The organism is Glycomyces albidus (assembly GCF_009451885.1).
GTDB lineage: Bacteria > Actinomycetota > Actinomycetes > Mycobacteriales > Micromonosporaceae > Glycomyces > Glycomyces albidus.
On the sequence record NZ_WIAO01000011.1, the window covers coordinates 1 to 24620 of the forward strand.

The window sequence follows — 24620 nt, forward strand, 5'->3', positions numbered from 1 at the left end:
CGCCCCAGCGGCGCCCCGGCTCGCGCCGGGGCGCGGCCGGGCCGGTCGCCGTCAAGCCGCTCCCGAAGCTGCCGCGCCTGGGCAATCCGCGGCGGCGCCTGCGCATGGCCGCGGCGTTCGTGATGATCCTCCTGGTCGTCTCGGGGACGCGGCTCATCCAGCTCCAGGTCACCGATTCGGCGGCGTACGCGGCCGAGGCGCTGAACCAGCGCCTCACCACCGAGCCGCTGCCGGCCGAGCGCGGGGCGATCCTCGACCGCAACGGGAACCGCCTCGCCTACTCGATCGAGGCGAACTACATCGCGGTCGACCCGGTCATGGTCAAGGGCGATCCGGGCGAGCTCGCCGCGAAGCTGGCGACGCTGCTGGGCCGCAGGGCCTCGGAGCTGGAGCCGCTGATCGCCACCACGGCGACCCCGCAGGGCGACCCGATCCGCTTCGCGTACCTCCAGCGCGGCGTCGACCTCGCGATCGGCGACCAGGTCCGCGAGCTCGAGGACCCGGGCCTGATCATCGGCGACGACGAGCGCCGGGTGGTGCCCGGCCACGACCTCGCCGCGAACGTCATCGGCTTCACCGGCGGCGACGACGGCGAGGGCCTCGGCGGCCTGGAGGCCGCGTACAACGAGTGGCTGACGGGCGAGGACGGCGAGGTCTCGTACGAGCGCAGCCAGTCCGGCCAGCCGATCCCCGGCGCGTTCTACCGCGAGGAGGAGGCCGTGCCGGGCAACGACATCCAGCTCACGATCGACGCCGACCTCCAGTTCAACGTGCAGAGCATCCTCGAGGAGACGGTGCAGGAGCACGACGCGGAGTTCGGGTCGGCGATGGTGATGGACGTCGACTCCGGCGAGATGCTCGCGATGGCCTCGACCCCGACCTACGACGCGGCCAACCCGTTCGACGTCGAGAGCGACGAGGTCTACCGCGACTACGGCACACAGGCCACAGTGGACCCCGGTTCGATCCACAAGGCGATCGTGTTCGCCGCGGCCCTCGAGGAGGGCTGCATCGAGCCCGACGGCACCATGCACGTCGAGCAGTCGATCAACAAGGGCGGCACCTGGTACGAGGACGGCTACCCGCACGGCGACGCGGTGCTGAGCCTGGCCGGGATCATCGCGCAGTCCTCGAACGTCGGCACCATCCAGCTCGCCGACTGCGTCGGCAAGGAGAAGCTGTACGAGTACCAGCTCGCGTTCGGGCTCGGCGAGCCGACGGGCGTCGGCGTCTCGGGTGAGGCCGCGGGCCTGCTCCAGCCGCCGGAGCTGTGGTCGGGCACCTCCGAGGGCTCCGTCCCGATCGGCCACGAGGGCACGGCCACGATCATCCAGATGGCCGCCCTGTACGCGGCGATCGCGAACGACGGCGTCTACGTGCAGCCGACGCTCATCGACCACCTCGTCAACGCCGACGGCACGGTCGAGGAGGAGGACGAGCCCGAGACCCACCGGGTCATCTCGGCAGAGACGGCCCAGGACCTCCAGTACCTGCTCCAGGCGCCCATCGCGGCCGAGACGGGCACGGGGCGCAACGCCGAGCTCGAGAACTACCACCTGGCCGGGAAGACCGGCACGGGCAGCCTGGTCGTCGACGGCGAGTACGCCCCGGGCAACGTGACCTCGTTCGTGGGCTTCGCCCCGGCCGAGGACCCGCAGTTCGTGGTGGCCGTGAGCGTCTACGTCCCCGGCGGGGGCGGCGGCGGCTCGACCACCGGGGAGGCGTTCAAGGAGATCAACGAGTTCGCCTTGGGCTACTTCGGGGTTCGCCCCGCGACCGAGCCTGCGCCCGTGTTCGACGTGTGGGGATAGCCATCGTCAGAAGTCTCCCCGAGGGGAATCGGGGCTCTGCCCCTGGCGTTAGCATCGAAGGCGTCAAGGAAGAAGGAGCCGATTGTTTTGAACGATGACCCTTGGGCACTGTGTGAAGTCCTCGCCGAGCCTCCCGAGGCCCGGGGAGCGGTCCTGCTGCACTTCCTCGACGGGTTCATGGACGCGGGTCAGGCGGGCCGAGGCGTCGTCGACCACCTGTTCAAGACCCTTGAGCACACGCCGGTCGCGTCCTTCGACGTGGACCAGCTCATCGACTACCGCTCCCGTCGGCCGAACCTGACCTTCTCGATCGACCGCTGGTCCGACTTCGAGGCGCCGCAGCTCGTCGTGTACCTCATGCGCGACGCCTCCGACCGGCCGTTCCTGCTCATGACCGGGCCCGAGCCCGATTTCGCGTGGGAGCGGTTCGTGGACTCGGTCGAGGACCTCATCGAGCACTGGAACGTGCCGCTGACTCTGGGCTTCCAGGGCATCCCCATGGGCGTCCCGCACACGCGGGCGCTCGGCATGACCGTGCACGCGACCCGCCCCGAACTCGTCTTCGACAACCGCCCCGTGTTCAACGAGGTCACGGTCCCCGGCAACGCCGCCGGCCTGCTGGAGTACCGCCTCGGCGAGTCCGGCCGGGACGCGATCGGGCTGTCGGTGCACGTGCCGCACTACGTCATGCAGATGACCTACCCGGCCGCCACGATGCGCCTCCTGGAGGGGATCCGCGAGGCCACCGGGCTCGACCTGCCCGCCGACGAGGACCTGGAACTCGAACGCGCCCAAGTGGATTCGGACATCGCCGAGCAGGTGGCCGAGTCCGAGGAGGTCGCCGACGTGGTGAAGACCCTCGAGGACCAGTACGACTCGTTCACCGAGGCCGCCGACGCCGACGAGATGCTCCAGGAGGGCCGCATCCCGACCGCCGACGAGCTCGGCGCGGCGTTCGAGCACTTCCTCGCCGAGCGCCAGCGAGGTGAGGACGACAAGTAGGGCCTCGCCGAGCGCCGGCAAGGCGAGGACGACAAGTAGGGCCTCGCCGAGCGCCGGCAAGGCGCGGACGAAACCGCCGAAACGGAAAGCGGGCCCGACCGGGAAGGTCGGGCCCGCTCCGCGTCTGCGGTCAGGCGTTGCCGTGCTTGGCGCGCGAGGCCGAGCGGCCGCGCTCCTTCTGGTCCAGGACCACCTTGCGGATGCGGACGGTCTCGGGGGTGACCTCGACGCACTCGTCGTCGCGGCAGAACTCGAGCGACTGCTCCAGCGACAGCAGGCGCGGCGGCACCACGTTCTCGGTGGAGTCGGCCGCGGCCGCGCGCATGTTGGTGAGCTTCTTCTCCTTGGTGATGTTGACGTCCATGTCGTCGGTGCGCGAGTTCTCGCCGACGATCATGCCCTCGTACACCTCGGTGCCCGGGCCCACGAACAGGACGCCGCGCTCCTGGAGGTTGATCATCGCGAACGCGGTGACGAACCCGGCCCGGTCGGCCACGAGCGAGCCGTTGTTGCGGGTGCGCAGCTCGCCGAACCAGGGCTCGTGCTTCTCGTAGATCGAGTGCGCGATGCCGGTGCCGCGGGTCTGCGTCAGGAAGTCGGTGCGGAAGCCGATGAGGCCGCGGGAGGGCACCAGCCACTCCATGCGGACCCAGCCCGACCCGTGGTTCGTCATGGTCTCCATGCGGCCCTTGCGGGTCGCCATGAGCTGGGTGATGGCGCCGAGGTGCTCCTCAGGGGAGTCGATGGTCATGCGCTCGACCGGCTCGTACGTCTTCCCGTCGATCTGCTTGGTCACGACCTCGGGCTTGCCGACGGTGAGCTCGAAGCCCTCGCGGCGCATCTGCTCGACCAGGATCGCGAGGGCCAGCTCGCCGCGGCCCTGCACCTCCCAGGCGTCGGGGCGCGCGGTCGGCAGGACCCGGAGCGACACGTTGCCGACCAGCTCGCGGTCGAGGCGGTCCTTCACCTGGCGGGCGGTGACCTTGTGGCCCTTGCCGCCCTTGCCGACCAGCGGCGAGGTGTTGGTGCCGATGGTCATCGAGATCGCCGGCTCGTCGACGGTGATGAGCGGCAGCGCGATCGGGTTCTCCGGGTCGGCCAGGGTCTCGCCGATCATGATGTCGGGGATGCCCGCGATGGCGCAGATGTCGCCGGGGCCGGCCTTCTCGGCGGGCTTGCGGGTGAGCGCCTCGGTCATGAGCAGCTCGGTGATGCGCACGTTCTGCTGCGAGCCGTCGCGCTTGATCCAGGTGACGGTCTGGCCCTTGCGCAGCTCGCCCTCCTCCACGCGGCACAGCGCGATGCGGCCGAGGAAGTTGTCGGCGTCGAGGTTGGTGACGTGGGCCTGGAGCGGCGCCTCGGGGTCGTACTCGGGCGCGGGCACGTGCTCGATGATCGTGTCGAAGAACGGCTTCAGGCTGTCGGAGTCCTCCGGCACCGTCCCGTCCTTCGGCTTGGTCAGCGAGGCGACGCCGTCGCGCGCGCACGCGTAGACGATCGGGAACTCGATCTGGTCCTCGTCGGCGTCCAGGTCCAGGAACAGGTCGTAGGTCTCGTTGACGACCTCGTCGATGCGCGCGTCGGGCCGGTCGGTCTTGTTGATGCACAGGATGACCGGCAGGCGGGCCGTGAGCGCCTTGCGCAGCACGAAGCGGGTCTGGGGGAGGGGGCCCTCGGAGGCGTCGACGAGGAGGACCACCGCGTCGACCATCGACAGGCCGCGCTCCACCTCGCCGCCGAAGTCGGCGTGGCCGGGCGTGTCGATGATGTTGATGATCATCTCGGAGCCGTCGGCCGGGTTGGTGTAGTGGACCGCGGTGTTCTTCGCGAGGATCGTGATGCCCTTCTCGCGTTCCAGGTCACCGGAGTCCATGACGCGGTCGTCGACGGCCGCGCCCTCGCGGAAGGCGCCCGCCTGCTTCAGCATGGCGTCGACGAGCGTGGTCTTGCCGTGGTCGACGTGGGCGACGATGGCGATGTTGCGCAGATCAGAGCGTGTAGACACGACGACCATTGTCGCCTAGTGAGCCGGTCCACCTGGCGTCAACCCAGGTGATCGCGGACACCCCGACTGGGCGACTCTTCGAGAGGCTTGCTCACATTGACCCTTTCGCTGACGGATCGTCCCCGCCTTCATACACTGCGCTCTATGGGCGTATTCCATATATCCATCCGATTCGTTATGGTTCTCGCGCTCGCCGGCGGGGCGATCCTCGCCGGCGGGCTCCCCGCCTACGCCAAGATCACAGGCGCGTTCGTCTCGACCGCGTCCGGCCCGGTCAACGTGCGCTCGGGGCCGGCCACCGACCAGAAGACCGTCGGGACGCTCGAGAAGGGCGCCAACCCCGAGGTCTTCTGCAAGGCCCGCGGCGAGCGCATCGACGGCCACGTGCGCACCTCCTCCACGTGGCTGCGCATCGGCAAGGCCCGCTGGGTCTCCAACGCCTACATCGCCTGGTCGCCCTCGCAGGACGTCCCGTGGTGCTCGGCCGCGACCCAGGCCCCCACGATCTCGACCGTCGCCACCGACGGCGGCGAGCTCAACGTGCGCGCCGCCGCCTCCTCGACCGCCGGGCGCCGCGGCGGCCTCGCCGACGGCAGCGGCGTCCTCGTCCAGTGCCAGGTCTGGGGCCAGCAGGTCGACGGCACCGCCGGCAGATCCGGCGTCTGGTACAAGGTCGGCGACAAGCGCTACGTCAGCGCCGCCTACATCGAATGGAGCGCCGGCCTGCCCTGGCTGGGCTGGTGCGGCCAGGACCCGCCCTCGGTCCCGCGCGGCGGCCAGCAGGGCTTCATCACCGCCCACGCGCCCGCCGCCCAGGCGAGCGACCGCGACACCGGCGTCCCCGCCTCCGTCACGCTCGCCCAGGCGATCCTCGAGACCGGCTGGGGCAAGGGCGCCCTCGCCCGCGAGGACCACAACCTGTTCGGCATGAAGTGCTTCGGCTCGCCCGGCGACCACGCCATCGGCTGCCGCGACTACGCGACCTTCGAGTGCAGCCCGACCGCCGGCTGCTTCGACATCGACGCGACCTTCCGCGCCTACGCCTCGGTCGAGGACTCCTTCCGCGACCACGGCGACCTGCTGTCGACCCGGTCCCGGTACGCCACCGCGATGACCCACGCCGACGACCCGAAGCGCTTCGCCCGCGAAGTCCACAAGGCCGGCTACGCCACCGACCCGGCATACGCGGACAAGCTCATCGGGATCATGGACGACTACGACCTCTACCGGTTCGACTGAGCGGACGCACCGAGGACGGGCCGGGCCCGCCGACACGCGGCACCCGTCGGCGCCCGGGCCTCCGGGCCCGCGCCTCCACCCGATGAAGGATGAGTGAAAGCTCACAGTCGGGGCGGAATCCGCAGCTCCGGGCGAGGTAACCTCGACACGCGGCCCGTCGTCGGCGCGAACTCCGGCGCTCTCTCGAACAGCGGGCCTCCCAGAACTGTCGGACCCGAACGTTAGATTCCCAACGTGGCCAACGAGCACCTTCTGACCGAACCGAAACCGCATTCAGAGTCTGATCGACACGCGTCAGGCACCATCGTCGTCCGCGGCGCGCGCGAGCACAACCTCAAGGACATCGACCTCGACCTGCCGCGCGACTCCCTGATCGTCTTCACCGGCCTCTCCGGCTCGGGGAAGTCCTCCCTCGCGTTCGACACGATCTTCGCGGAAGGCCAGCGCCGCTACGTCGAATCGCTCTCGGCCTACGCCCGCCAGTTCCTCGGCCAGATGGACAAGCCCGACGTCGACTTCATCGAGGGCCTCTCGCCCGCGGTCTCGATCGACCAGAAGTCGACCTCGCGCAACCCGCGCTCGACCGTCGGCACCATCACTGAGATCTACGACTACCTGCGGCTCCTGTACGCCCGGGTCGGCGTCCCGCACTGCCCGCAGTGCGGCGAGGAGATCGGCCGCCAGTCGCCGCAGCAGATCACCGACCAGATCATGGCCCTGCCCGAGGGCACCCGGTTCCAGGTCCTCGCCCCCGTGGTCCGCAAGCGCAAGGGCGAGTTCGTCGACCTGTTCGCCGACCTCCAGCAGCAGGGCTACGCGCGCGCCCGCGTCGACGGCGAGGTGTACGCCCTCACCGACGCGCCCAAGCTCAAGAAGCAGGAGAAGCACGACATCGACGTGGTCATCGACCGCCTCGTCGTGAAGCCCTCCTCGATCCAGCGCGTCACCGACTCGGTCGAGTCGGCGCTCGGCCTCGCCGACGGCGTCGTCGAACTCGACTTCGTCGACGTCCCCGAAGGCGACCCGGCCCGCACCCGCCGGTTCTCCGAGAAGCTCGCGTGCCCCAACGACCACCCGCTCCAGCTCGACGAGCTCGAGCCGCGCACGTTCTCGTTCAACGCGCCCTTCGGCGCGTGCCCGGTCTGCCACGGCCTCGGCGTCCGCAAGGAGGTCGACCCGGAACTGGTCATCCGCGACCAGGAGGCCACCATCCGGGCCGGCGCGCTCGCACCCTGGTCCTCGGTCGGCATGGGCGACTACTTCCTGTTCCAGATCATCGCGCTCGGCGAGGCCGTCGGCTTCGACGTCGACACGCCCTGGGCCGACCTGCCGAGCCGCGCCCAGAAGGCCGTCCTCTACGGCTACGACGAGACCCTCCAGGTCGCCTACCGCAACAAGCGCGGCCAGCGCCGCTCCTACGAGACCCGCTTCGAAGGCGTGGTCCCGTGGGTCGAGCGGCGCCACCACGAGACCGACTCCGAATGGACCCGCGAGAAGTACGAGCAGTTCATGCGGGAGATCCCGTGCTCGACGTGCGAGGGCACCCGCCTCAAGCCGGAGGTCCTGGCGGTCACGGTCGAGGGCCTGTCGATCCACGAGGTCTGCACCCTGTCGATCCACGAGTGCTCCGCGTTCTTCAACGCGCTCAAGCTCTCCGACCGCGACACCATGATCGCCGCGCCGATCGTCAAGGAGGTCACGGCCCGCCTCCAGTTCCTGCTCGACGTCGGCCTCGACTACCTGACGCTCGCGCGCGCCGCCGGCAGCCTCTCGGGCGGCGAGGCCCAGCGCATCCGGCTCGCCACGCAGATCGGCGCGGGCCTGGTGGGCGTCCTGTACGTCCTCGACGAGCCCTCGATCGGGCTGCACCAGCGGGACAACAACCGGCTCATCGCCACCCTGGAGCGCCTGCGCGACCTGGGGAACACGCTCATCGTCGTCGAGCACGACGAGGACACCATCCGGGTCGCCGACCACATCGTCGACATCGGCCCGGGCGCCGGCGAGCACGGCGGCGCGGTCATCTACTCCGGGCCCGTCTCGGGCCTGACGGAGGCCGAAGGCTCCATCACCGGCGACTACGTCTCGGGCCGGCGCCACATCCCGGTCCCCGAGCAGCGCCGCAAGCTCGAACCGGGCCGCGAACTGGTCGTCAAGGGCGCCCGGGAGAACAACCTCAAGGGCATCGACGTCACGTTCCCGATGGGCTGCATGGTCTCCGTGACCGGCGTGTCCGGCTCCGGCAAGTCCACGCTCGTCAACGAGATCCTGTACAACACGCTCGCCTCGGAGATCAACGGCGCCAAGCTGGTCGCCGGCAAGCACCGCACGATCACCGGCCTCGACGGGGTCGACAAGGTCGTCGGCGTCGACCAGTCCCCGATCGGGCGCACGCCGCGCTCGAACCCGGCGACGTACACGGGCGTGTTCGACAAGGTCCGCAAACTCTTCGCGGGCACGCCGGAGGCGAAGGTCCGCGGCTGGGGCCCGGGCCGGTTCTCCTTCAACGTCAAGGGCGGCCGCTGCGAGGCGTGCGGCGGCGACGGCACCCTGAAGATCGAGATGAACTTCCTGCCGGACGTGTACGTCCCGTGCGAGGAGTGCGGCGGAGCCCGCTACAACCGCGACACGCTCAAGGTCCACTACCGCGGCAAGACGATCTCCGACGTGCTCGACATGCCGATCGAGGAGGCCGCGGGGTTCTTCGAGCCGATCCAGTCGATCCACCGGCACCTGAAGACCCTGGTCGACGTCGGCCTCGGCTACGTGCGGCTCGGCCAGCCCGCCCCGACCCTGTCGGGCGGCGAGGCGCAGCGCGTGAAGCTCGCTTCGGAGCTGCAGAAGCGCTCGACCGGCAAGACCGTGTACATCCTCGACGAGCCGACCACCGGCCTGCACTTCGAGGACGTGCGCAAGCTCCTCGGGGTCCTGGACGGCCTGGTGGACAAGGGCAACACGGTGATCACCATCGAGCACAACCTCGAAGTGATCAAGTGCTCCGACTGGGTCATCGACCTCGGGCCGGAAGGCGGTGACAAGGGCGGCACCCTCGTCGCCGCCGGCACGCCCGAGGAGATCGCCGCCATCGCCGCGAGCCACACCGGCCACTACCTCCGCCCGCTCCTGGGCCTGGACGGCAAGGGCAACGGCGACGGCCCGGCCGCGAAGCGAGCCCGCTCGGGCAACGGCCGCACCAGGAAGTAGCGAATCCGCGAACAGCGGCGGCGAGCCGAATCGGCCGCGCCGCCGCTGTTCGCGCGCCGGCGAGCCGACCTGGATCACGAGGCCGGGCGTGTCGGTTCGCGATCGCCTCCGGCTGCAACGATGCCATGAGGGTCTGATACCCGTTGGGTCGCAGCCGGATCGCGAGGTCGGGTGTGTCGGGTTCGAGTCGCCCCCGCTTTCAACGATGCCATAGGGGTCCGACACCGTTGCGCGGCAAGCGGATCGCGAGGTCGGGTGTGTCGGTTTCCGGCCGCCCCGGCTTCGATGGTGCCCTGAGGGTGTGACAGTCGTTCTGTCGGCGTGTCGGCGTGTCGGCGTGTCGGACTTGCCGGCGACACGGGTCTCGGAATGCGGGTCGGGGCGGTTCGGGGTGCGAGCATCTGGAGATGCTGTTCGCTGGGGCGGCCGTGGTCGCGTTCGTCGCCGTTCCGGGGTTGCGTCGGGCCGTGGCGGTCGCGACCGCCCGGCGGCCCGGGTGGTGGCCCGTCGCCGTGGCCGCAGTCGTTGTGTCGCTCGTGATCGCCTGGCGCGCAACCGAAGTGCTTCATGCCGCCGCGCTCTCCGTCGTCGCCGCATCGGGTATCGCCGCCGCCTGGATCGACGCGTATGAGCGCCGCCTGCCCGATGTGCTGATCCTGCCGCTGTACCCCGTCGTCGGGGGTCTCCTCGTCGCGGCCGGCGATCCCGAGCGGCTGCTTCGCGCCGCCGTCCTCGCGGGTGTCGCGATGGGACTCTTCGGGCTCGGGTGTGTCGCGGGGCAGATGGGTTTCGGCGACGTGAAGCTCGCCGGACTGCTCGCGCTCGCCCTCGCGTGGACCGACTGGGGGACCGCCGGAGTGGCGCTCGCGGCGACCGCCGCCATCGGCGCCGGACAGGCGCTCGTTTCGATCACCTTGGGCCGCAATGACTTTCCGTACGGGCCGGCGATGCTCGCCGGAGCCGCCGCGGCTGTTGCACTCGCGCCGTTCGCGGCCGGCTGACCCGAGCGCAGGGCCTCGCAGAAACGTGCGAATACCTTGCGAACTATTATGAAAGTGTTTTTTGGGAAATCTCCGCCGAAATAACATGTATCTGGGGCGCTGGCCCCTAAAGTTCTAGGCGGTTCTGACAATCAGGACTGATAGAACACTTCAACCAAAGGGAGCCTTCATGCTTCGCAAAGCACTCATGGGCGCTGCGGCCCTCGGGGCCGCGACCCTTCTCGCCGTCGGAACCGCTTCGCCGGCGATGGCGCACTCGAGCTACAACTTCGACCAGAACGACTTCGGCGGGATCAACGTCCTGTCGCAGTTCTGCGTGAACGTCAGCGACGTCAACGTGATCCAGCTGATCGACCTCCTCGCCTCCGGTGACGCTTCCTGCCAGTGGAACGACACCGACATCAACATCAAGGGCGACAAGGGCCACAAGCACGGGTACGACCACAAGCACGGTTACGACGACTAAGAGCGTCGGACGATCGGACGGGGCCGGCTTCCAGCGCGGCCGCCTTGTCCGACACTCCGCTTCGGAGACTTGACCGAAGGGGCGGCCATCTTTCGATGGCCGCCCCTTCGCCGTCCCCGGGCTCACCCTTCCCGGTCGCGGACGCGGTAACGCTATCCGGCCGTGCAGCCCACGTACGCGGGTGCCACCGCGGGCCTGCCGTCCTTGGAACCGATGAACCCGAACGTGAACGTCCGGCCGGCCTTCAGAGCGGTGCCGCCCCCGAGGTCGGTGGCCGTGACCACCTGCCCCTCCTGGTCCAGCTTGACGCTCCACGAGCTGACGATCGACTGCCCGGTCGGCATCGTCCACCGCAGCGTGACGTCCTCCAGCGGCTCGTCACCGGTGTTCGTCACCAGGATCTGCGCGTTGAACCCGCTCGGCCACTGGCCGTTGATCCGGTACTCGACCTCGCACGAGGGCGAGACCTGGAGGTCGCCGGACTGCTCGGCCGCGAAGTTCGCGATCTGCGCGAGCGGCGCGTTCCAGTTCACCGTGAGCTCGTTCGTCGCCCACGACCCGATGTCGTCGATGTAGCACCGCTGCGGCGCGCAGCCGGCGAGCCACCGCTGCGCCACCGGGTCCCACGTGGACGCGATCGAGTTCGGGCCGCCGGACAGCGTCCCGGCGGGCGGGTTCGGCAGGTTCGGGTCGAGCTGGTTCGCGTACCAGCGGCTGTGCTGGTTCTCCGAGAAGTGCGAGCCGTACCCGGTCACGTACGAGTTCCCCATCGCGTTGCGGCCCAGGATGTAGTCGAGCCCGGCCAGCACGCCGTCGCGGTACCGCGCCTCGCCGGTCAGGTCGAACGCCGTCGCCACGACCACGAGCCGGTTGAGCACCGCGCTGTTGGAGCCCCAGTCGAAGTTCCCGTTCGACCCGTACCCGAGGTCCCACGGGCTCTCGTCCTGCTGCGCCAGGTAGAGGTCCGCTCCGGCCACGACCTGCGCGACGACCTCGTCGCGACCCGGCAGCGCGTTCGGCACCAGGGCCAGGTCGAGCTTCCCGAGCTGGGCGACCTCGCCCCACCAGAAGCCGGACTCGCTGAACACGTCGGCGTCGTGGAGCTTCGAGTCGAGCACGAACTCCTCGTACTCCTTCGCACCCGTCGTCAGGAACAGCTCCGCGGCCGCCCAGTAGAACTCGTCCTCGACCTTGGAGTCCCCGTAGGGACCGCCGCCGTCGGGGCTCGTGTTGGGGGCGTAGACGTCCGGGTGCGCCAGCGCCGCGGCCCACGCGGTCTCGGCCGCCTCCAGGGCCTGCGCCGCGAACTCGGCGTCGTACGGCTCGAACAGTCGCGCCGCCTGCGCCGCCGCGGCGGCCAGGTTCAGCGTCGCCGCGGTCGACGGCGGGTACAGGTAGCGCGGCTGCGGGTCGTCGGCGGGCATGAGCGGCAGGCCCGTCCAGCGCTCGTCGTGGACCTTGTGGTGCGCCATGCCCGCGAGCTCCTCGCCCGCCGGCACCTGCATCGACATGAGGAACTCGATCTCCCAGCGGGCCTCGTCGAGGACGTCCGGGACGCCGTCGCCGTGCTCGGGGATGCGCAGCGACCCGTCGGCGAGCCGCCCGGCGTCGCCGGTCGGCGCGTGGAGCGTCCGCTCGTACACCGACATGAGCTGCGCGACCGAGATGCCGCCGTTGACGACGTACTTGCCGTGGTCGCCCGCGTCGTACCAGCCGCCGGTCACGTCCAGCGTGTAGTCGCACGCGCCGCCGAAGCAGGTCACCGACCCGTCGCCCTGGTTGGGCGCGACGTCGACGTGCCCGGCCTCGCGGCCGTACCCGGGGGCGATGGCGTCGTCGATCGCGATGCCCGACCGCTGCGGGTAGTAGAACGACATCGCGTCGACCGCGAGGTCGCGGTAGGCGTCGCCGCCGATCGCGAACGGGTACGAGGTCTCGCCGTCGGCGGTGAGCGTGAAGCCCTCCCCGGCGGCGGTCACGGCGGAGAAGTCGATGACGTGCACCGACTCGCCCGACGTGGACTCCTCGCCGTACGGCGCGGTCGCGCCCTCGGCCACGAGGGCGCCCTCGGCGTCGTGGAGCCGCCACGGCACCGACTCGGCGGACTCGGTCACGAGCGTCGCCCGCTTCGGACCGTCCTGGACGTAGGCGACCTGGTTGACCCGTACGCGCGGACCCGTGTCCGGGTCGTACACGGGCGGTTCGGCACCGGTGAGCAACTTGACCTCCGATAGGCAGAACTGCCACGGCTCGGCGTGGCGGCCGATCTGGAACGCGAGCTGCGCGTCGGTCCAGTCGGCGTTGGCGGTGAAGGTGAAGCTGAAGTCCTGCGGCTCGGCGGTGAGGAGCGGGAACTCCTCGAGCGCGGTCGGCCAGGGGTCGACGGGGCGCTGGACGAGGGCCCGGACGCTCACATCGGACGAGGCCCGGGCGGTGAACTGCAGCTCGTACGACTCGCCGGTGACGAGGGGCAGACCGTCCTGGCCGACGATGGCGTCCCACGCGTTGGCGGTCCCGCCGGGGACGTCGATGCACCACTCGCCGGCGTCGACGGCGCCGGTCAGGTTCGCGGTGGTCCACCAGCCGGCGGTGCCGTCGGCGAAGTCGCCGTTGGTGATGAGGTCGGTGGGCTCGTCCTGAGCGTGCGCCGCGGGTGCGGCGGCCGCCGCGCCGAGGGCGACGGCGGTCAAGGCGGCGAGTGCCAGGTGTCGGCGCCGGGAACGGAGGGGTCGTGCTGGTCGTGGCATGCGGGTGCTCTCCTCGCGAGTATTGGGAGCGATTCCACGCACATCCTGTCATTGATATTCATGGATGTCAAGGAGTCGATTCGCGCACTGGAGTGCGATCGAGGGCGCCGCGCGAGACGGCAAGCGCTGCCCGCGGGACGGACCTGCGCGCCGCCCGCAGGGCGGGTGGGCGGGGCAGTGGTACCTCTATCCCGAACCCCCACCCGCCCGGGGAGACATGGGTGCGATCCTCCGCCGCGGGTGCGACGAAGACGGCCGGGCGCGGCCGCAGGATCACCGGACCGGGTGAACGAACCGCCGGCGTGAAACGCGGGCCAGGAGTCGTCGGATCTCGGATCCCGGATCTCGGATCGCTTCAGCGCTGCGTCGGCGGGCCGCTGGTGCCGCGTACGACCAGTTTGGACTCGAGCTTGAGGGTCGCGCCCGGTTCGCGGGCGCCGCGGAGCTGCTCGTCGGCCGCCTCGACCGCGAGCCGGGCGAGGCGGGGCACGTCCTGCCGGACCGTGGTGAGGTCGATGTGGCTGAGGCCGGCGATGTGCGAGTCGTCGTAGCCGACGATCGAGACCTGCTCGGGGATCTTCACGCCGGCCCGCGTGAACACGTCGAGCAGGCCGATCGCGCACTGGTCGTTCGAGGCGAACACCGCCGTCGGCAGCGTCGCGTCGTCGGCGAGCATCGTCCTCGCGGCGTCCTGGCCGCCTTCCTCCGTGTGGTTCCCGGGGATGATCCGGATGCGGTCGGCCAGGCCGTGCGCGCGCATCGCGTCGCGGTACGCCCGCCGTCGCTCGGGGGCGCCGGGGCGCGAGCCGCCGTCGACGTGCGCGATGTCGCGGTGCCCGAGACCGACCAGGTGGTCGACGACCTCGCGGGCGCCGGGCCGGTCGTAGGAGGTCACGATGTCGACCGCGGCGCTGCCCTTGAGGTGGCGGCCGAGGACGACCACCGGGAGGCGCGCTCCCAAATCGGCGATGTCCTCCTCGCTGATCGTCGGGCCGCACAGCAGGAGCGCCTCGCTGCGGTGGCCGACGAGCGCCTCGATGGCCTTGTGCTCGTCGCGGCTGGGGACCGCGGCACTGAGCACCAGGTCGTAGCCGAGCTCCTCGGCGGTGGGGTAGATGGCCTCGACGAGGTCCACGTGGTGGGGGTTGCGGGCGGTGAAGAGCACGCCGAGCACTTTGCTGCGGCCGCGCGCGAGGAGCCGCGCGGCCATGTCGGGCTTGTAGCCGAGGCGGGCGGCGGCCTCGAAGACGCGCTCGCGCGTCTCCGGGCTCGCACCGGGCTGGTCCCTGAACACCAGGGACACGAGCGCCCGCGAGACGCCCAGCTCGGCGGCGACGTCCGCCATGGTGGGCTTGCGCGACCGCGGTGCCGGGATGCGGTCAGATCCTTGTCGCGGGTTTCGGGGGGTCATCGGGTCGTGGTCCTTCCGATCGATGCGTATTGAAGTTTTTCATACGCGACCACTTGACTGCGTGACGTGGTGCATGCCATTCTAGCTCTACTAGAGCGCGCTAGTAGCGCGCTCTAAACAGACATATCATGAGCAAACGGCGACCGCCGACAGTCGGCGGCCGCCGCACCACGTCCTGAACCACGCGGCCGAACCGCATATCCGAACCACGCGTGGAACACACGTCCCGAACGTCGAACACTGCCCTATGAGGAGGCGATGTTGGCTCCGCAGCGGCGAACCGGCCCCGGCGACCCCTTCGAAGTGCTCACGATGGGCCGCATCGGCGTCGACCTGTACCCGGCCCAGACCGGCGTCCCGATCCCCGAGGTCGCGTCGTTCAACAAGTACCTGGGCGGCTCGCCGACCAACGTCGCCGTCGCAGCCGCGAGGTACGGGCGGCGGGCCGCGGTGATCACCAAGGTCGGCGACGACCCGTTCGGAACGTACGCGCGGCAGGCGCTCGGCGAGTTCGGCGTCGACGACCGCTTCGTCGGCACCGACCCGCACAACCCCACCCCGATCACGTTCTGCGAGGTCTTCCCACCCGACGACTTCCCGCTGTACTTCTACCGCCACCCGAAGGCCCCCGACCTGAACGTGGCCGCCGCCGAGCTCGACACCGCCGCCGTCGCCGCCGCGCAGGTCTTCTGGGCCACCGTCACCGGCCTGTGCGCCGAACCCAGCCGCACCGCCACCCTCGCCGCCCTCGAAGCGAGCCGCCCCTGCCCCTTCACCGTCCTCGACCTCGACTGGCGCCCCATGTTCTGGAGCGGCACCGCCGGGAACGGCCCCGGCGACGCCCGCCGCTGGATCGAACGCGCCCTCGCCTTCGCCGACGTCGCGGTCGGCAACCTCGACGAAGTGGAGGTCGCCGTCGGCACCCGCGACCCGCGCGAGGCCGCAAAGCGCCTGCGCGACAAGGGCGTCCGACTCGCCGTCGTCAAGCAGGGCCCGAAAGGCGTCCTCGCCGTCGACGACTCCGGCGACGTCGAGCTCCCGCCCGCCCCGGTCGAGGTCGTCAACGGCCTCGGCGCCGGCGACGCCTTCGGCGGCGCCCTCGCCCACGGCCTCCTCGCCGGACTCCCGCTCGACCAGGTCATCGCCCGCGCCAACGCCGCCGGCGCCATCGTCGCGGGCCGCCTCGCCTGCTCCTCGGCCATGCCCACCGAGACCGAAGTCGACGCCAAGCTCAAGGAGGCGGCGGATGCGCGCTGACCGGCTCGCGCTGCTCACCGAGACCCGCCTGCACCGCCCCGGGGCCGTCGCCGAAGCGGCCGCCGCACGCAAGCGCCCCGACAGCCCAGTCGGGCCCTCCGGCCGCTGCCTCGTCATCGCCGCCGACCACCCCGCCCGCGGCGCGCTCGGCACCGGCGGCGACCCGCTCGCCATGGCCGACCGCGCCGACCTCCTCGACCGGCTCTGCACCGCCCTGGACAACCCCGGCTGCACCGGCGTCCTCGGCACCGCCGACATCCTCGAAGACCTGCTCCTCCTCGGCGCCCTCGACGGGAAGACCGTGTTCGGGTCCATGAACCGCGGCGGCCTCGCCGGCGCCGCATGGGAGATCGACGACCGGTTCACCGGCATGACCGCCGACGGCATCGCCCGCCTCGGCTTCGACGGCGGCAAGACCCTCACCCGCATCGACTACGGCGACCCGGCCACCCCCGCGGTCCTCGAGCAGACCGCGCACGCGGTCGACGCCCTCGCGAGCCGCGGCCTCATCGCCATGGTCGAGCCCTTCGTCTCCACCCGCGAGGACGGCAGGCTCGTCAACGACCTCTCCACCGAAGCGGTCATCCGGTCCGTCGCCGTCGCCGCCGGCCTCGGCACCACCTCCGCCCGCACCTGGCTCAAACTCCCCACCGTCCCCGACCCCGCCCGGGTCGCCGCCGCCACCACACTCCCCGTCGTCCTCCTCGGCGGCGAGGTCGCCGACCTCGACGCCCAGCGCGACAAGTGGAGCGAGGCGCTCGAAGCGCCCAACGCCGTCGGCCTGACCGTGGGACGATCCCTCCTCTACCCGGCCGACGGCGACGTCGCCGGCGCCGTCCAGAAAGTGGTGGACCTGCTGTGAACCGATACCACCTGCCCGCCCGCTCCACCGCGGACGGCCGCTACGACACCGTCGTGACCCCGCAGTCCGCCGGCTGGGTCCACTCCGGCCTCAAGGTCCTCGCACTCGAGCCCGGCGGCTCGCACACCTTCGGCACCGGCACCGCCGAGCACCTGGTCCTCCCGCTCTCGGGCTCCTGCGACGTCGACTGCGACGGCGAGCGGTTCCACCTCGAAGGCCGGGCCGGCGTCTTCGACGGCGCCGCCGACTTCGCCTACGCCCCCAGGGAAGCCCAGGTCACCGTCAGCAGCGCAGCGGGCGGCCGGTTCGCGCTCGCCTCCGCCGAATGCGACCGCCGCCTCCCCGCCCGCCGCGGCCGCGCCGACCGGGTCCCCGTCGAGGACCGCGGCGCCGGCACCTGCGCCCGCCAGGTCCGCGGCTACTGCATGCCCGGCACCTTCGACGCCGACAAGCTCCTCGTCTGCGAGGTCGTCACCCCCGGCGGGAACTGGTCCTCCTACCCGCCCCACAAGCACGACGAGGAACGCGACGGCGAGTCGGTGCTCGAGGAGATCTACTACTTCGAGACCGACCGGCCCGAAGGGTTCGCCTTCCACCGCGTCTACGGCACCCCCGGCCGGCCGATCGACGTCACCGCCGAGGTCCGGACCGGCGACGTCGTCCTCGTCCCGCACGGCTGGCACGGACCCAGCGCCGCCGCCCCCGGCTACGACCTGTTCTACCTCAACGTCATGGCCGGCCCCGGCCGGCGCGACTGGCTGATCACCGACGACCCCGCCCACGCCTGGATCCGCTCCACCTGGGACGCGAAGGAGACCGCCCGATGACCACCGTCCGACTCACCGTGGCCCAGGCCCTCGTCCGCTTCCTCGCCGCCCAGTACACCGAGCGCGACGGCGAGCGCCGCCGCCTCGTCAACGGCACCTTCGGCATCTTCGGCCACGGCAACGTCGCCGGCCTCGGGCAGGCGCTCCTCCAGGCCGCCAAGACCGGCGAGGCCGACATGCCCTACCTCCTCGCCCGCAACGAGCAGGCCATGGTCCACGCCGCCACCGCCTACGCCAAGCTCACCGACCGGCTCTCCACGTACGCGTGCACCGCCTCGATCGGCCCCGGCTCCACCAACATGGTCACCGGCGCCGCCCTCGCCACCGTCAACCGGCTCCCCGTGCTGCTCCTGCCCTCCGACGTCTTCGCGACCCGCGCCCCCGACCCGGTGCTCCAGCAGCTCGAGGACGCCCGCGCCGGCGACGTCTCCGTCAACGACGCGTTCCGGCCCGTCTCGAAGTACTTCGACCGCGTCTGGCGCCCCGAGCAGCTCATCCCCGCCGCGCTCGCCGCGATGCGGGTGCTCGCCGACCCGGTCGAGACCGGCGCCGTCACCCTCTGCCTCCCGCAGGACGTCCAGGCCGAGGCCTACGACTGGCCCGCCGAGTTCTTCCGCGAGCGCGTATGGACCGTCCGCCGCCCCGAACCCGACCCCGCCGAACTCGACGCGGCCCTGGCGGTCCTGCGGTCCGCCTCGCGGCCGCTCATCGTCGCCGGCGGCGGCGTCGTCTACTCCCGCGCCACCGAGGAGCTGCGCGCCTTCGCGGCCGCCCGCGGCATCCCCGTCGCCGAGACCCACGCCGGGCGCGGCTCGGTCCCCTGGGACCACCCGCAGGCCGTCGGCGCGCTCGGCTCCACCGGCTCCCGCGCCGCGAACCTCCTCGCCGCCGAGGCGGACGCGGTCCTCGGCATCGGCACCCGGTACACCGACTTCACCACCGCCAGCCACACCGTCTTCGGCGACGCCGCCTTCGTGAACCTGAACGTCGCCGCGTTCGACGCCGCCAAGCACTCGGCCGTCGCCCTCGTCGCCGACGCCCGCGCCGGCATCACCGCCCTCGACCGGGCCCTCGGCAGCAGCGGCCCGGGGGAGTGGCGCGCCGACCCGGCCTGGACCGCCCGCGCCGCCGCGCTCGCCGGCGAATGGCAGACGGTCGTCGACCGCGCCAAGCGCCCCCGCGGCGACACCCCCGGAGCCGATCCGCAGGGCCGCCGGCCCCTGCCGTCCCAGACCGAGATCCTCGGCGCCCTCAACGACGCCGTGGACGAGCGCGACATCGTGGTCAACGCCGCCGGCTCCATGCCCGGCGACCTCCAGATGATGTGGCGCTCAAGGGACCCGAAGCAGTACCACGTCGAATACGGCTACTCGTGCATGGGCTACGAGATCGCCGCCGGACTCGGCTGCAAGCTCGCCGACCCCGACCGCGGCGTGTTCGTCCTCGTCGGCGACGGCTCCTACCTGATGCTCGCCTCCGAGATCCCCACCCTCGTCTCCGAAGGCGTCAAGGTCGTCATCGTCATCGTCCAGAACCACGGCTTCGCCTCGATCGGGGCGCTCTCCGAATCGCTCGGCTCGCAGCGCTTCGGCACCGCCTACCGCTACCGCGACGCCGAGACCGGCCTCCTCGACGGCGACACCCTCCCGGTCGACCTCGCCGCCAACGCCGCCAGCCTCGGCGCGAACGTGCTCACCGCCGCCTCGACGGCCGAGTTCAAGGAGGCGATCGCGACCGCCAAGTCCGCCCTGACGACCACCGTCGTCCACGTCGAGACCGACCCCCGCTCGCCCGGGCTGCCCCAGAGCGCCTGGTGGGACGTGCCCGTCAGTGAAGTGTCCGAACTCGACTCCACCCGCGCGGCCTTCGACGCCTACACCGACCGCAAACGCGCCCAGCGCCACTACCTCTGAGGAGCCGGAATGACCATCGAGCACTGGATCGGCGGCGCCTTCACCCGCGGCGCCTCCACCCGCACCGCCGCGGTCTACAACCCCGCCACCGGCGAGCCCGCCCGCGACGTCCTCCTCGCCGGCCCCGCCGACGTCGACGCGGCCGTCGCCGCCGCCGCGAAGGCGTTCGAAGCCTGGGGCGACTCGTCCCTGTCGCAGCGCACCAGGATCATGTTCCGGTTCCGCGAACTGCTGTGCAAGCACGAGGACGCGCTGGCGAGGCTCGTCTCCGCCGAGCACGGCAAGGTCGTCGACGACGCCCGCGGCGAGATCGTCCGCGGCCGCGAGATCGTGGAGTACGCGTGCGGGATCGCCGAGGCGCTCAAGGGCTCCTACTCCGACCAGGTCTCGGGCGGCGTGGACGTCTTCAACTTCCGCCGGCCGCTCGGCGTGTGCGCCGGGATCACGCCGTTCAACTTCCCGATCATGGTCCCGATGTGGATGCACCCCATGGCGATCGCCACCGGGAACACGTTCGTCCTCAAGCCCTCCGAGCGCGACCCGTCGGTGTCGAACCTCGTCGCCGAGCTGTACGCCGAGGCGGGCCTGCCCGACGGCGTGTTCAACGTCGTCCACGGCGACAAGGCCGCGGTCGACGCGATCCTCGACCACCCGGGCATCGCCGCGGTCTCCTTCGTCGGCTCGACCCCGATCGCCAAGTACGTGCACGAGCGGGCGACCGCGACCGGCAAGCGCGTCCAGGCCCTCGGGGGCGCCAAGAACCACGCCGTCGTCCTCCCTGACGCCGACCTCGAATTCGCCGCCGACCACCTGACGGCGGCCGCGTTCGGCTCAGCCGGCCAGCGGTGCATGGCCATCTCGGTGGGCGTGGCGGTCGGCGACGCCGGCGACGCGCTCGTGGAGGTCCTCAAGCGCAAGGCCGAAGCGGTGAAGGTCGGCCCCGGCGACGACCCGGCCTCGGAGATGGGCCCGGTCGTCACCGCCGCGTCCCGCGAGCGCATCACCGCGCTCGTGGCCTCGGGGATCGACCAGGGCGCCGTCCCGGTGGTCGACGGCCGCGGGCTCACCGTGCCCGGCCACGAGGGCGGCTTCTTCGTGGGCCCCACGGTGCTCGACCGGGTCACGCCCGACATGGACGCCTACCGCGAGGAGATCTTCGGGCCGGTCCTGGCCGTCGCCCGAGCGGCTACTGTGGACGAGGCGATCGCGCTCGTCAACGCGAACCCGTACGGCAACGGCACGGCGATCTTCACCTCGTCGGGCGCCGCGGCCCGCCGCTTCCAGCGGGAGGTCGAGGTCGGGATGATCGGCGTCAACGTGCCGATCCCGGTGCCCATGTCCTACTACTCGTTCGGCGGCTGGAAGGACTCCCTCATCGGCGACTCCCCGATCCACGGCCCCGACGGGGTCCGCTTCTACACCCGCGCCAAGACCGTCACCAGCCGCTGGCCCGAGGTCCGCCAGACCGCCGGCGCCGCGTTCCACTTCCCTACCAGCAGCTGACCGGACAGGAGAGACGTCGATGCCGACACCTACCGCCCCGAACCTGCGCCTCGGATCGGCCCCCGACTCGTGGGGCGTGTGGTTCCCCGAGGACGACCGCCAGCTCCCGTACACGCGGTTCCTCGACGAGCTCGCCGAGTCCGGGTACGAATGGCTCGAACTGGGCCCCTACGGCTACCTGCCGACCGACCCCGAAGTGCTGCGCGACGAGCTCGGCAGCCGCGGCCTGAAGGTCTCCGGCGGCACCGTCTTCGGGAACCTCCACCGCCCCGAGCGGTTCGAGGAGACGCTCCGCGCCGTCGGCAGGGTCGCCGCGCTCGCCGCCTCCCAGGGCGCGCGGCACGTCGTGCTCATCCCGCCGCTGTACCGCGACGAGAAGACCGGCGCGGTCGACGACGTCGTCGAGTGGGACGCCGGGCAGTGGAAGACGGTGCACGCGGCGGCGAACCGCATCGGGAAGCGCATGTTCGAGGAGCACGGCGTCCGCATCGACGTCCACCCGCACGCCGACACGCAGATCTGCACCCAGGCGCAGATCGAGGCGTTCCTCGACGGCACCGACCCCGACCACGTGTCGCTGTGCCTGGACACCGGGCACGTCGCCTACGGCGGCGGCGACAGCCTCGACCTGATCGGCCGGTACGCGGAGCGGATCGGCTACGTCCACATCAAGCAGATGGACCCCGGGATCCTGCGGCAGGTCCGCGAGGAGCGCCTCGGTTTCGGGGAGGCCGTCAAGCGCGGCGTCTGCGTCGAGCCGCCCGCGGGGGTCCCGAACCCCGCCGACATCGTGACCGCCCTGTCCGGGCTCGACGCCGACCTGTTCGTGATCGTCGAGCAGGACCTGTACCCGTGCGAGCCGGACGTGCCCCTCCCGATCGCGGTCCGCACGCGCGAGTACCTGAACGGCTGCGGGCTCGGGGCCCGCCGCCCGCAGCCCTGACACCGCACACAGAGAGGGACAGGCCCATGAAGATCGGCTTGATCGGCACCGGCTGGATCGGCGAGGAGCACGTCAAGCGCCTCTCCGGGACCGTCAGCGGCGCGGAGGTGGCCGCCGTGTCCGACATCGACCCCGAGCGCGCCGAGGCCGTGGCGGGCGCCGCCGGGGCCCGCGTCGTGGACTCCGCCGAGAAGCTCATCGAGGACGCCGAGGTCGAGGCCGTCGTGGTGACCTCGTGGGGGCCGGCGCACGCCGAGCAGGTCCTCGCGTGCATCGCCGCGGGCAAGCCGGTGTTCTGCGAGAAGCCGCTGACCACGGAGGCGGCGGACGGGCTGCGGATCCTCGAAGCGGAGCAGGCGCACGGGAAGCGCCTCGTCCAGGTCGGGTTCATGCGCCGCTACGACGCCGGGTACCGCCAGATGAAGGCCGTGCTCGACGCCGGCGGCATCGGCGCGCCGCTCATGGCCCACTGCGTCCACCGCAACCCCGACTCGCCCGAGTCGTACCACTCGGACAAGCCGATGGTCGACACGGCCGTCCACGAGGTCGACGCCCTCCGCTGGCTCCTGGGCGAGGAGTTCGCGACCGCCCAGGTGGTCGTGCCGCGCTCGACCTCGAACCGGTACCCGCACCTGGTGGACCCGCAGATCCTGCTGCTGGAGACCGCGTCGGGCGCCCGCGTCGACGTCGAGGTGTTCGTCAACTGCCGGTACGGCTACGACATCCAGTGCGAGATCGTCGGCGAGACCGGCACGGTGCGGCTCCCCGACCCCGCCGCGCCCGTGGTCCGCAGCGGGGGCCGGGCCTCGTTCGCGGTGGTCCAGGACTTCCCGAGCCGTTTCGCCGACGCGTTCGACGTCGAGCTCCAGGAGTGGGTCGACTCGCTGCACACCGGCGAGCCGGCCGGTCCGAGCGCCTGGGACGGCTACGCCGCCACCGTGGTCACGAACGCGGCCGTGAAGGCCCGCCGCACCGGCGCGGTCGTCCCGGTCGACCTGCCCGAGCGGCCGGCGTTCTACCGCTAGCCGCGATCAAGCTTTGCTCTGGGGTTAAGAGGGACGGGCCCGGCCGCGAGGCCGGGCCCGTCCCGCGTCAGCCCGCCGGGATGCCGCCGTTGAGCAGCGGCACCGGGTCGGCCTCGACCTCGCTCACCTGCCCGACCTCGACCTCGTACGTGGTCCCGTTGTAGTCCTGGACGCCGTCCTCCACGGTCATGATCCCGACCGTGCTGTACCCGCCGTGGTTGGTCTCGCTGAAGGACAGCGGCACGATCCCGTTGCCGCGCAGCGTGCCCGACTCGACGGCCGCGATCAGCGATTCCCGGGTCGGCTCCTCCCCGGCGGCCGCGAGCGCCTCCGCGAACAGGTAGCCGACGCTCATCCCGAGCACCGTGTTCGCGGTGAACGGCGCGCCGCCGTTGTACTCGTCGTTGATCTGCCGGAACAGCGCCGTCCACTCGTTGTCGGGCCCGTACGGCAGGTAGTTGACGCACACCATGCCCTCCAGGAGCTGCGCGGCCGCCTCCTCGCCCAGGTGCCCGACGAGGGTCGGGTAGTCCGCGCCCGAGGAGGACACGTACCACTGCGGGAACCAGTCGAGCTGCGCGGCCGTGGCGACCGCGAGCGCCGTGAACCCGTTGATCGTCCCGAGGATGTTCACCTCGCATCCGGCGGCCTTGAGCGCGCCGATCTGCACCGAGATGTCGGTCATCGACGTCGTGTACGTCTGGATCTCGGTGATCTCGTTGCCGCCCATGACCGCCTCGACGCCTTCGAGGATGCCCTCGCCGTAGTCGTCGGCCTGGCCCAGGACGCACACCTTCGCGCCCGGCTCCTGCTCCGACGCGTACTGCGCGAGCGCCGCGCCCTCGGTCGTGTACTCGGCGTTGTACCCGAACGCGTTGGGGTACAGGGACGGCTGGTTCCACACCCGGGAGCCCGATGCGATGAACAGGTCCGGCACGCCCTCCTGCGCGAGGTAGTCGAGCACCACCGAGTGCGTGGGGGTGCCGAGGCCGTTGACGACCGCGAGGACCTCCTCGTCCTCGACCAGCTCGGTCACGACCTCGTTCGTCTGCTGCGGCTGGTAGGCGTCGTCCTTGACCAGGTACTCGATGCTCCGCCCGTGGACGCCGCCGTTGTCGTTGACGTACGCGAAGTACGCCGAGGTCGCCGCCGACACCGCCGAGTACCCGGCCGCGGCCGGCCCGGTCAGGGGCTGGTGGGTCCCGATGGTGACCGTGTCGGCCGTGACGCCCGGCGTCGGCGCCGGGCCCTCCTCCTCGGCCGTGCAGCCGGTCAAGCCGAGCGCGAGCGCGGCCGCCAGGGCCGCGGCCCGCCTCGTCGTCGTCGCGGGGGTCCGCATGGGTCGATCACCTCTTCGTGGTCGTCGCGGGCGCCGCGGAATTCGACGGACATTGATGGGGAGCG

General features: G+C 71.3%; 17 protein-coding genes. 13 read left to right on the plus strand and 4 right to left on the minus strand.

Annotated elements, in window-relative coordinates:
- Together GFD30_RS10875 and GFD30_RS10880 are read left to right on the plus strand one after the other, a co-directional pair.
- Window positions 1–1811, plus strand: a 1811-nt coding sequence (locus GFD30_RS10875; RefSeq protein WP_153025228.1) for a peptidoglycan D,D-transpeptidase FtsI family protein, incomplete at its 5' end; no start/stop codon positions are given.
- 87 nt (window positions 1812–1898) lie between these two features.
- A complete protein-coding gene (locus GFD30_RS10880; RefSeq protein WP_153025230.1) occupies window positions 1899–2813 on the plus strand; it encodes a proteasome assembly chaperone family protein in 915 nt (304 codons plus the stop codon).
- 130 nt (window positions 2814–2943) lie between these two features.
- On the opposite strand, the gene typA is transcribed toward GFD30_RS10880, so the two are convergent.
- Entirely contained in the window at window positions 2944–4818 is a 1875-nt protein-coding gene (typA, locus tag GFD30_RS10885; RefSeq protein ID WP_322633147.1) for a translational GTPase TypA, read from the minus strand.
- Between the two features lie 177 nt (window positions 4819–4995).
- Between typA and gsmA the strand changes: the two genes are divergently transcribed.
- From gsmA to GFD30_RS10905, 4 genes are all read left to right on the plus strand, one after another.
- Window positions 4996–6057: a sporangiospore maturation cell wall hydrolase GsmA gene (gene gsmA / locus GFD30_RS10890; RefSeq protein WP_153025233.1), complete on the plus strand. Its 1062-nt coding sequence runs from the start codon at window positions 4996–4998 to the stop codon at window positions 6055–6057.
- A gap of 303 nt (window positions 6058–6360) precedes the next feature.
- Window positions 6361–9261, plus strand: coding sequence for an excinuclease ABC subunit UvrA (uvrA, locus tag GFD30_RS10895; RefSeq protein ID WP_407649017.1), 2901 nt, complete (start codon window positions 6361–6363; stop codon window positions 9259–9261).
- 407 nt (window positions 9262–9668) lie between these two features.
- The gene (locus GFD30_RS10900; RefSeq protein ID WP_153025235.1) at window positions 9669–10262 is read left to right on the plus strand and encodes an A24 family peptidase; all 594 of its coding nucleotides are present in this window, start codon (window positions 9669–9671) and stop codon (window positions 10260–10262) included.
- 169 nt (window positions 10263–10431) lie between these two features.
- On the plus strand, window positions 10432–10728 hold the full coding sequence (locus GFD30_RS10905; RefSeq protein ID WP_153025237.1) for a hypothetical protein: 297 nt from the start codon (window positions 10432–10434) through the stop codon (window positions 10726–10728).
- Between the two features lie 152 nt (window positions 10729–10880).
- Here the strand turns inward: GFD30_RS10905 and GFD30_RS10910 are convergent, their stop codons facing one another.
- Both GFD30_RS10910 and GFD30_RS10915 read right to left on the minus strand, forming a co-directional pair.
- A complete protein-coding gene (locus GFD30_RS10910) occupies window positions 10881–13475 on the minus strand; it encodes a glycoside hydrolase family 9 protein (RefSeq protein WP_153025238.1) in 2595 nt (864 codons plus the stop codon).
- Window positions 13476–13830: 355 nt separating this feature from the next.
- Window positions 13831–14820, minus strand: coding sequence for a LacI family DNA-binding transcriptional regulator (locus GFD30_RS10915; RefSeq protein WP_153025239.1), 990 nt, complete (start codon window positions 14818–14820; stop codon window positions 13831–13833).
- Between the two features lie 324 nt (window positions 14821–15144).
- On the opposite strand from GFD30_RS10915, the gene iolC reads away from it, so the two are divergent.
- Genes iolC through GFD30_RS10945 form a run of 7 tightly spaced genes read left to right on the plus strand, consistent with a single transcriptional unit; the run spans window position 15145 to window position 23216 of the window.
- Window positions 15145–16143: a 5-dehydro-2-deoxygluconokinase gene (gene iolC, locus GFD30_RS10920; RefSeq protein ID WP_153025240.1), complete on the plus strand. Its 999-nt coding sequence runs from the start codon at window positions 15145–15147 to the stop codon at window positions 16141–16143.
- The gene (locus GFD30_RS26910) at window positions 16133–17005 is read left to right on the plus strand and encodes a Cgl0159 family (beta/alpha)8-fold protein (RefSeq protein WP_227996077.1); all 873 of its coding nucleotides are present in this window, start codon (window positions 16133–16135) and stop codon (window positions 17003–17005) included. Before iolC ends, GFD30_RS26910 begins: the two co-directional genes overlap by 11 nt.
- Entirely contained in the window at window positions 17002–17832 is an 831-nt protein-coding gene (iolB, locus tag GFD30_RS26915; RefSeq protein WP_322633150.1) for a 5-deoxy-glucuronate isomerase, read from the plus strand. Before GFD30_RS26910 ends, iolB begins: the two co-directional genes overlap by 4 nt.
- Window positions 17829–19745 (plus strand): 3D-(3,5/4)-trihydroxycyclohexane-1,2-dione acylhydrolase (decyclizing), encoded by a 1917-nt coding sequence (iolD, locus tag GFD30_RS10930; RefSeq protein ID WP_153025242.1) that lies wholly within the window; start codon window positions 17829–17831, stop codon window positions 19743–19745. Before iolB ends, iolD begins: the two co-directional genes overlap by 4 nt.
- Window positions 19746–19754: 9 nt before the next feature.
- Complete coding sequence (locus tag GFD30_RS10935) at window positions 19755–21248, plus strand: CoA-acylating methylmalonate-semialdehyde dehydrogenase (RefSeq protein WP_153025244.1); 1494 nt, start codon at window positions 19755–19757, stop codon at window positions 21246–21248.
- 19 nt (window positions 21249–21267) lie between these two features.
- A complete protein-coding gene (locus GFD30_RS10940) occupies window positions 21268–22191 on the plus strand; it encodes a TIM barrel protein (protein WP_153025246.1) in 924 nt (307 codons plus the stop codon).
- A gap of 26 nt (window positions 22192–22217) precedes the next feature.
- Window positions 22218–23216: a Gfo/Idh/MocA family protein gene (locus GFD30_RS10945; protein WP_153025248.1), complete on the plus strand. Its 999-nt coding sequence runs from the start codon at window positions 22218–22220 to the stop codon at window positions 23214–23216.
- Between the two features lie 67 nt (window positions 23217–23283).
- On the opposite strand, the gene GFD30_RS10950 is transcribed toward GFD30_RS10945, so the two are convergent.
- Entirely contained in the window at window positions 23284–24555 is a 1272-nt protein-coding gene (locus tag GFD30_RS10950) for an ABC transporter substrate-binding protein (protein WP_153025250.1), read from the minus strand.
- Between the last annotated feature and the right edge of the window lie 65 nt (window positions 24556–24620).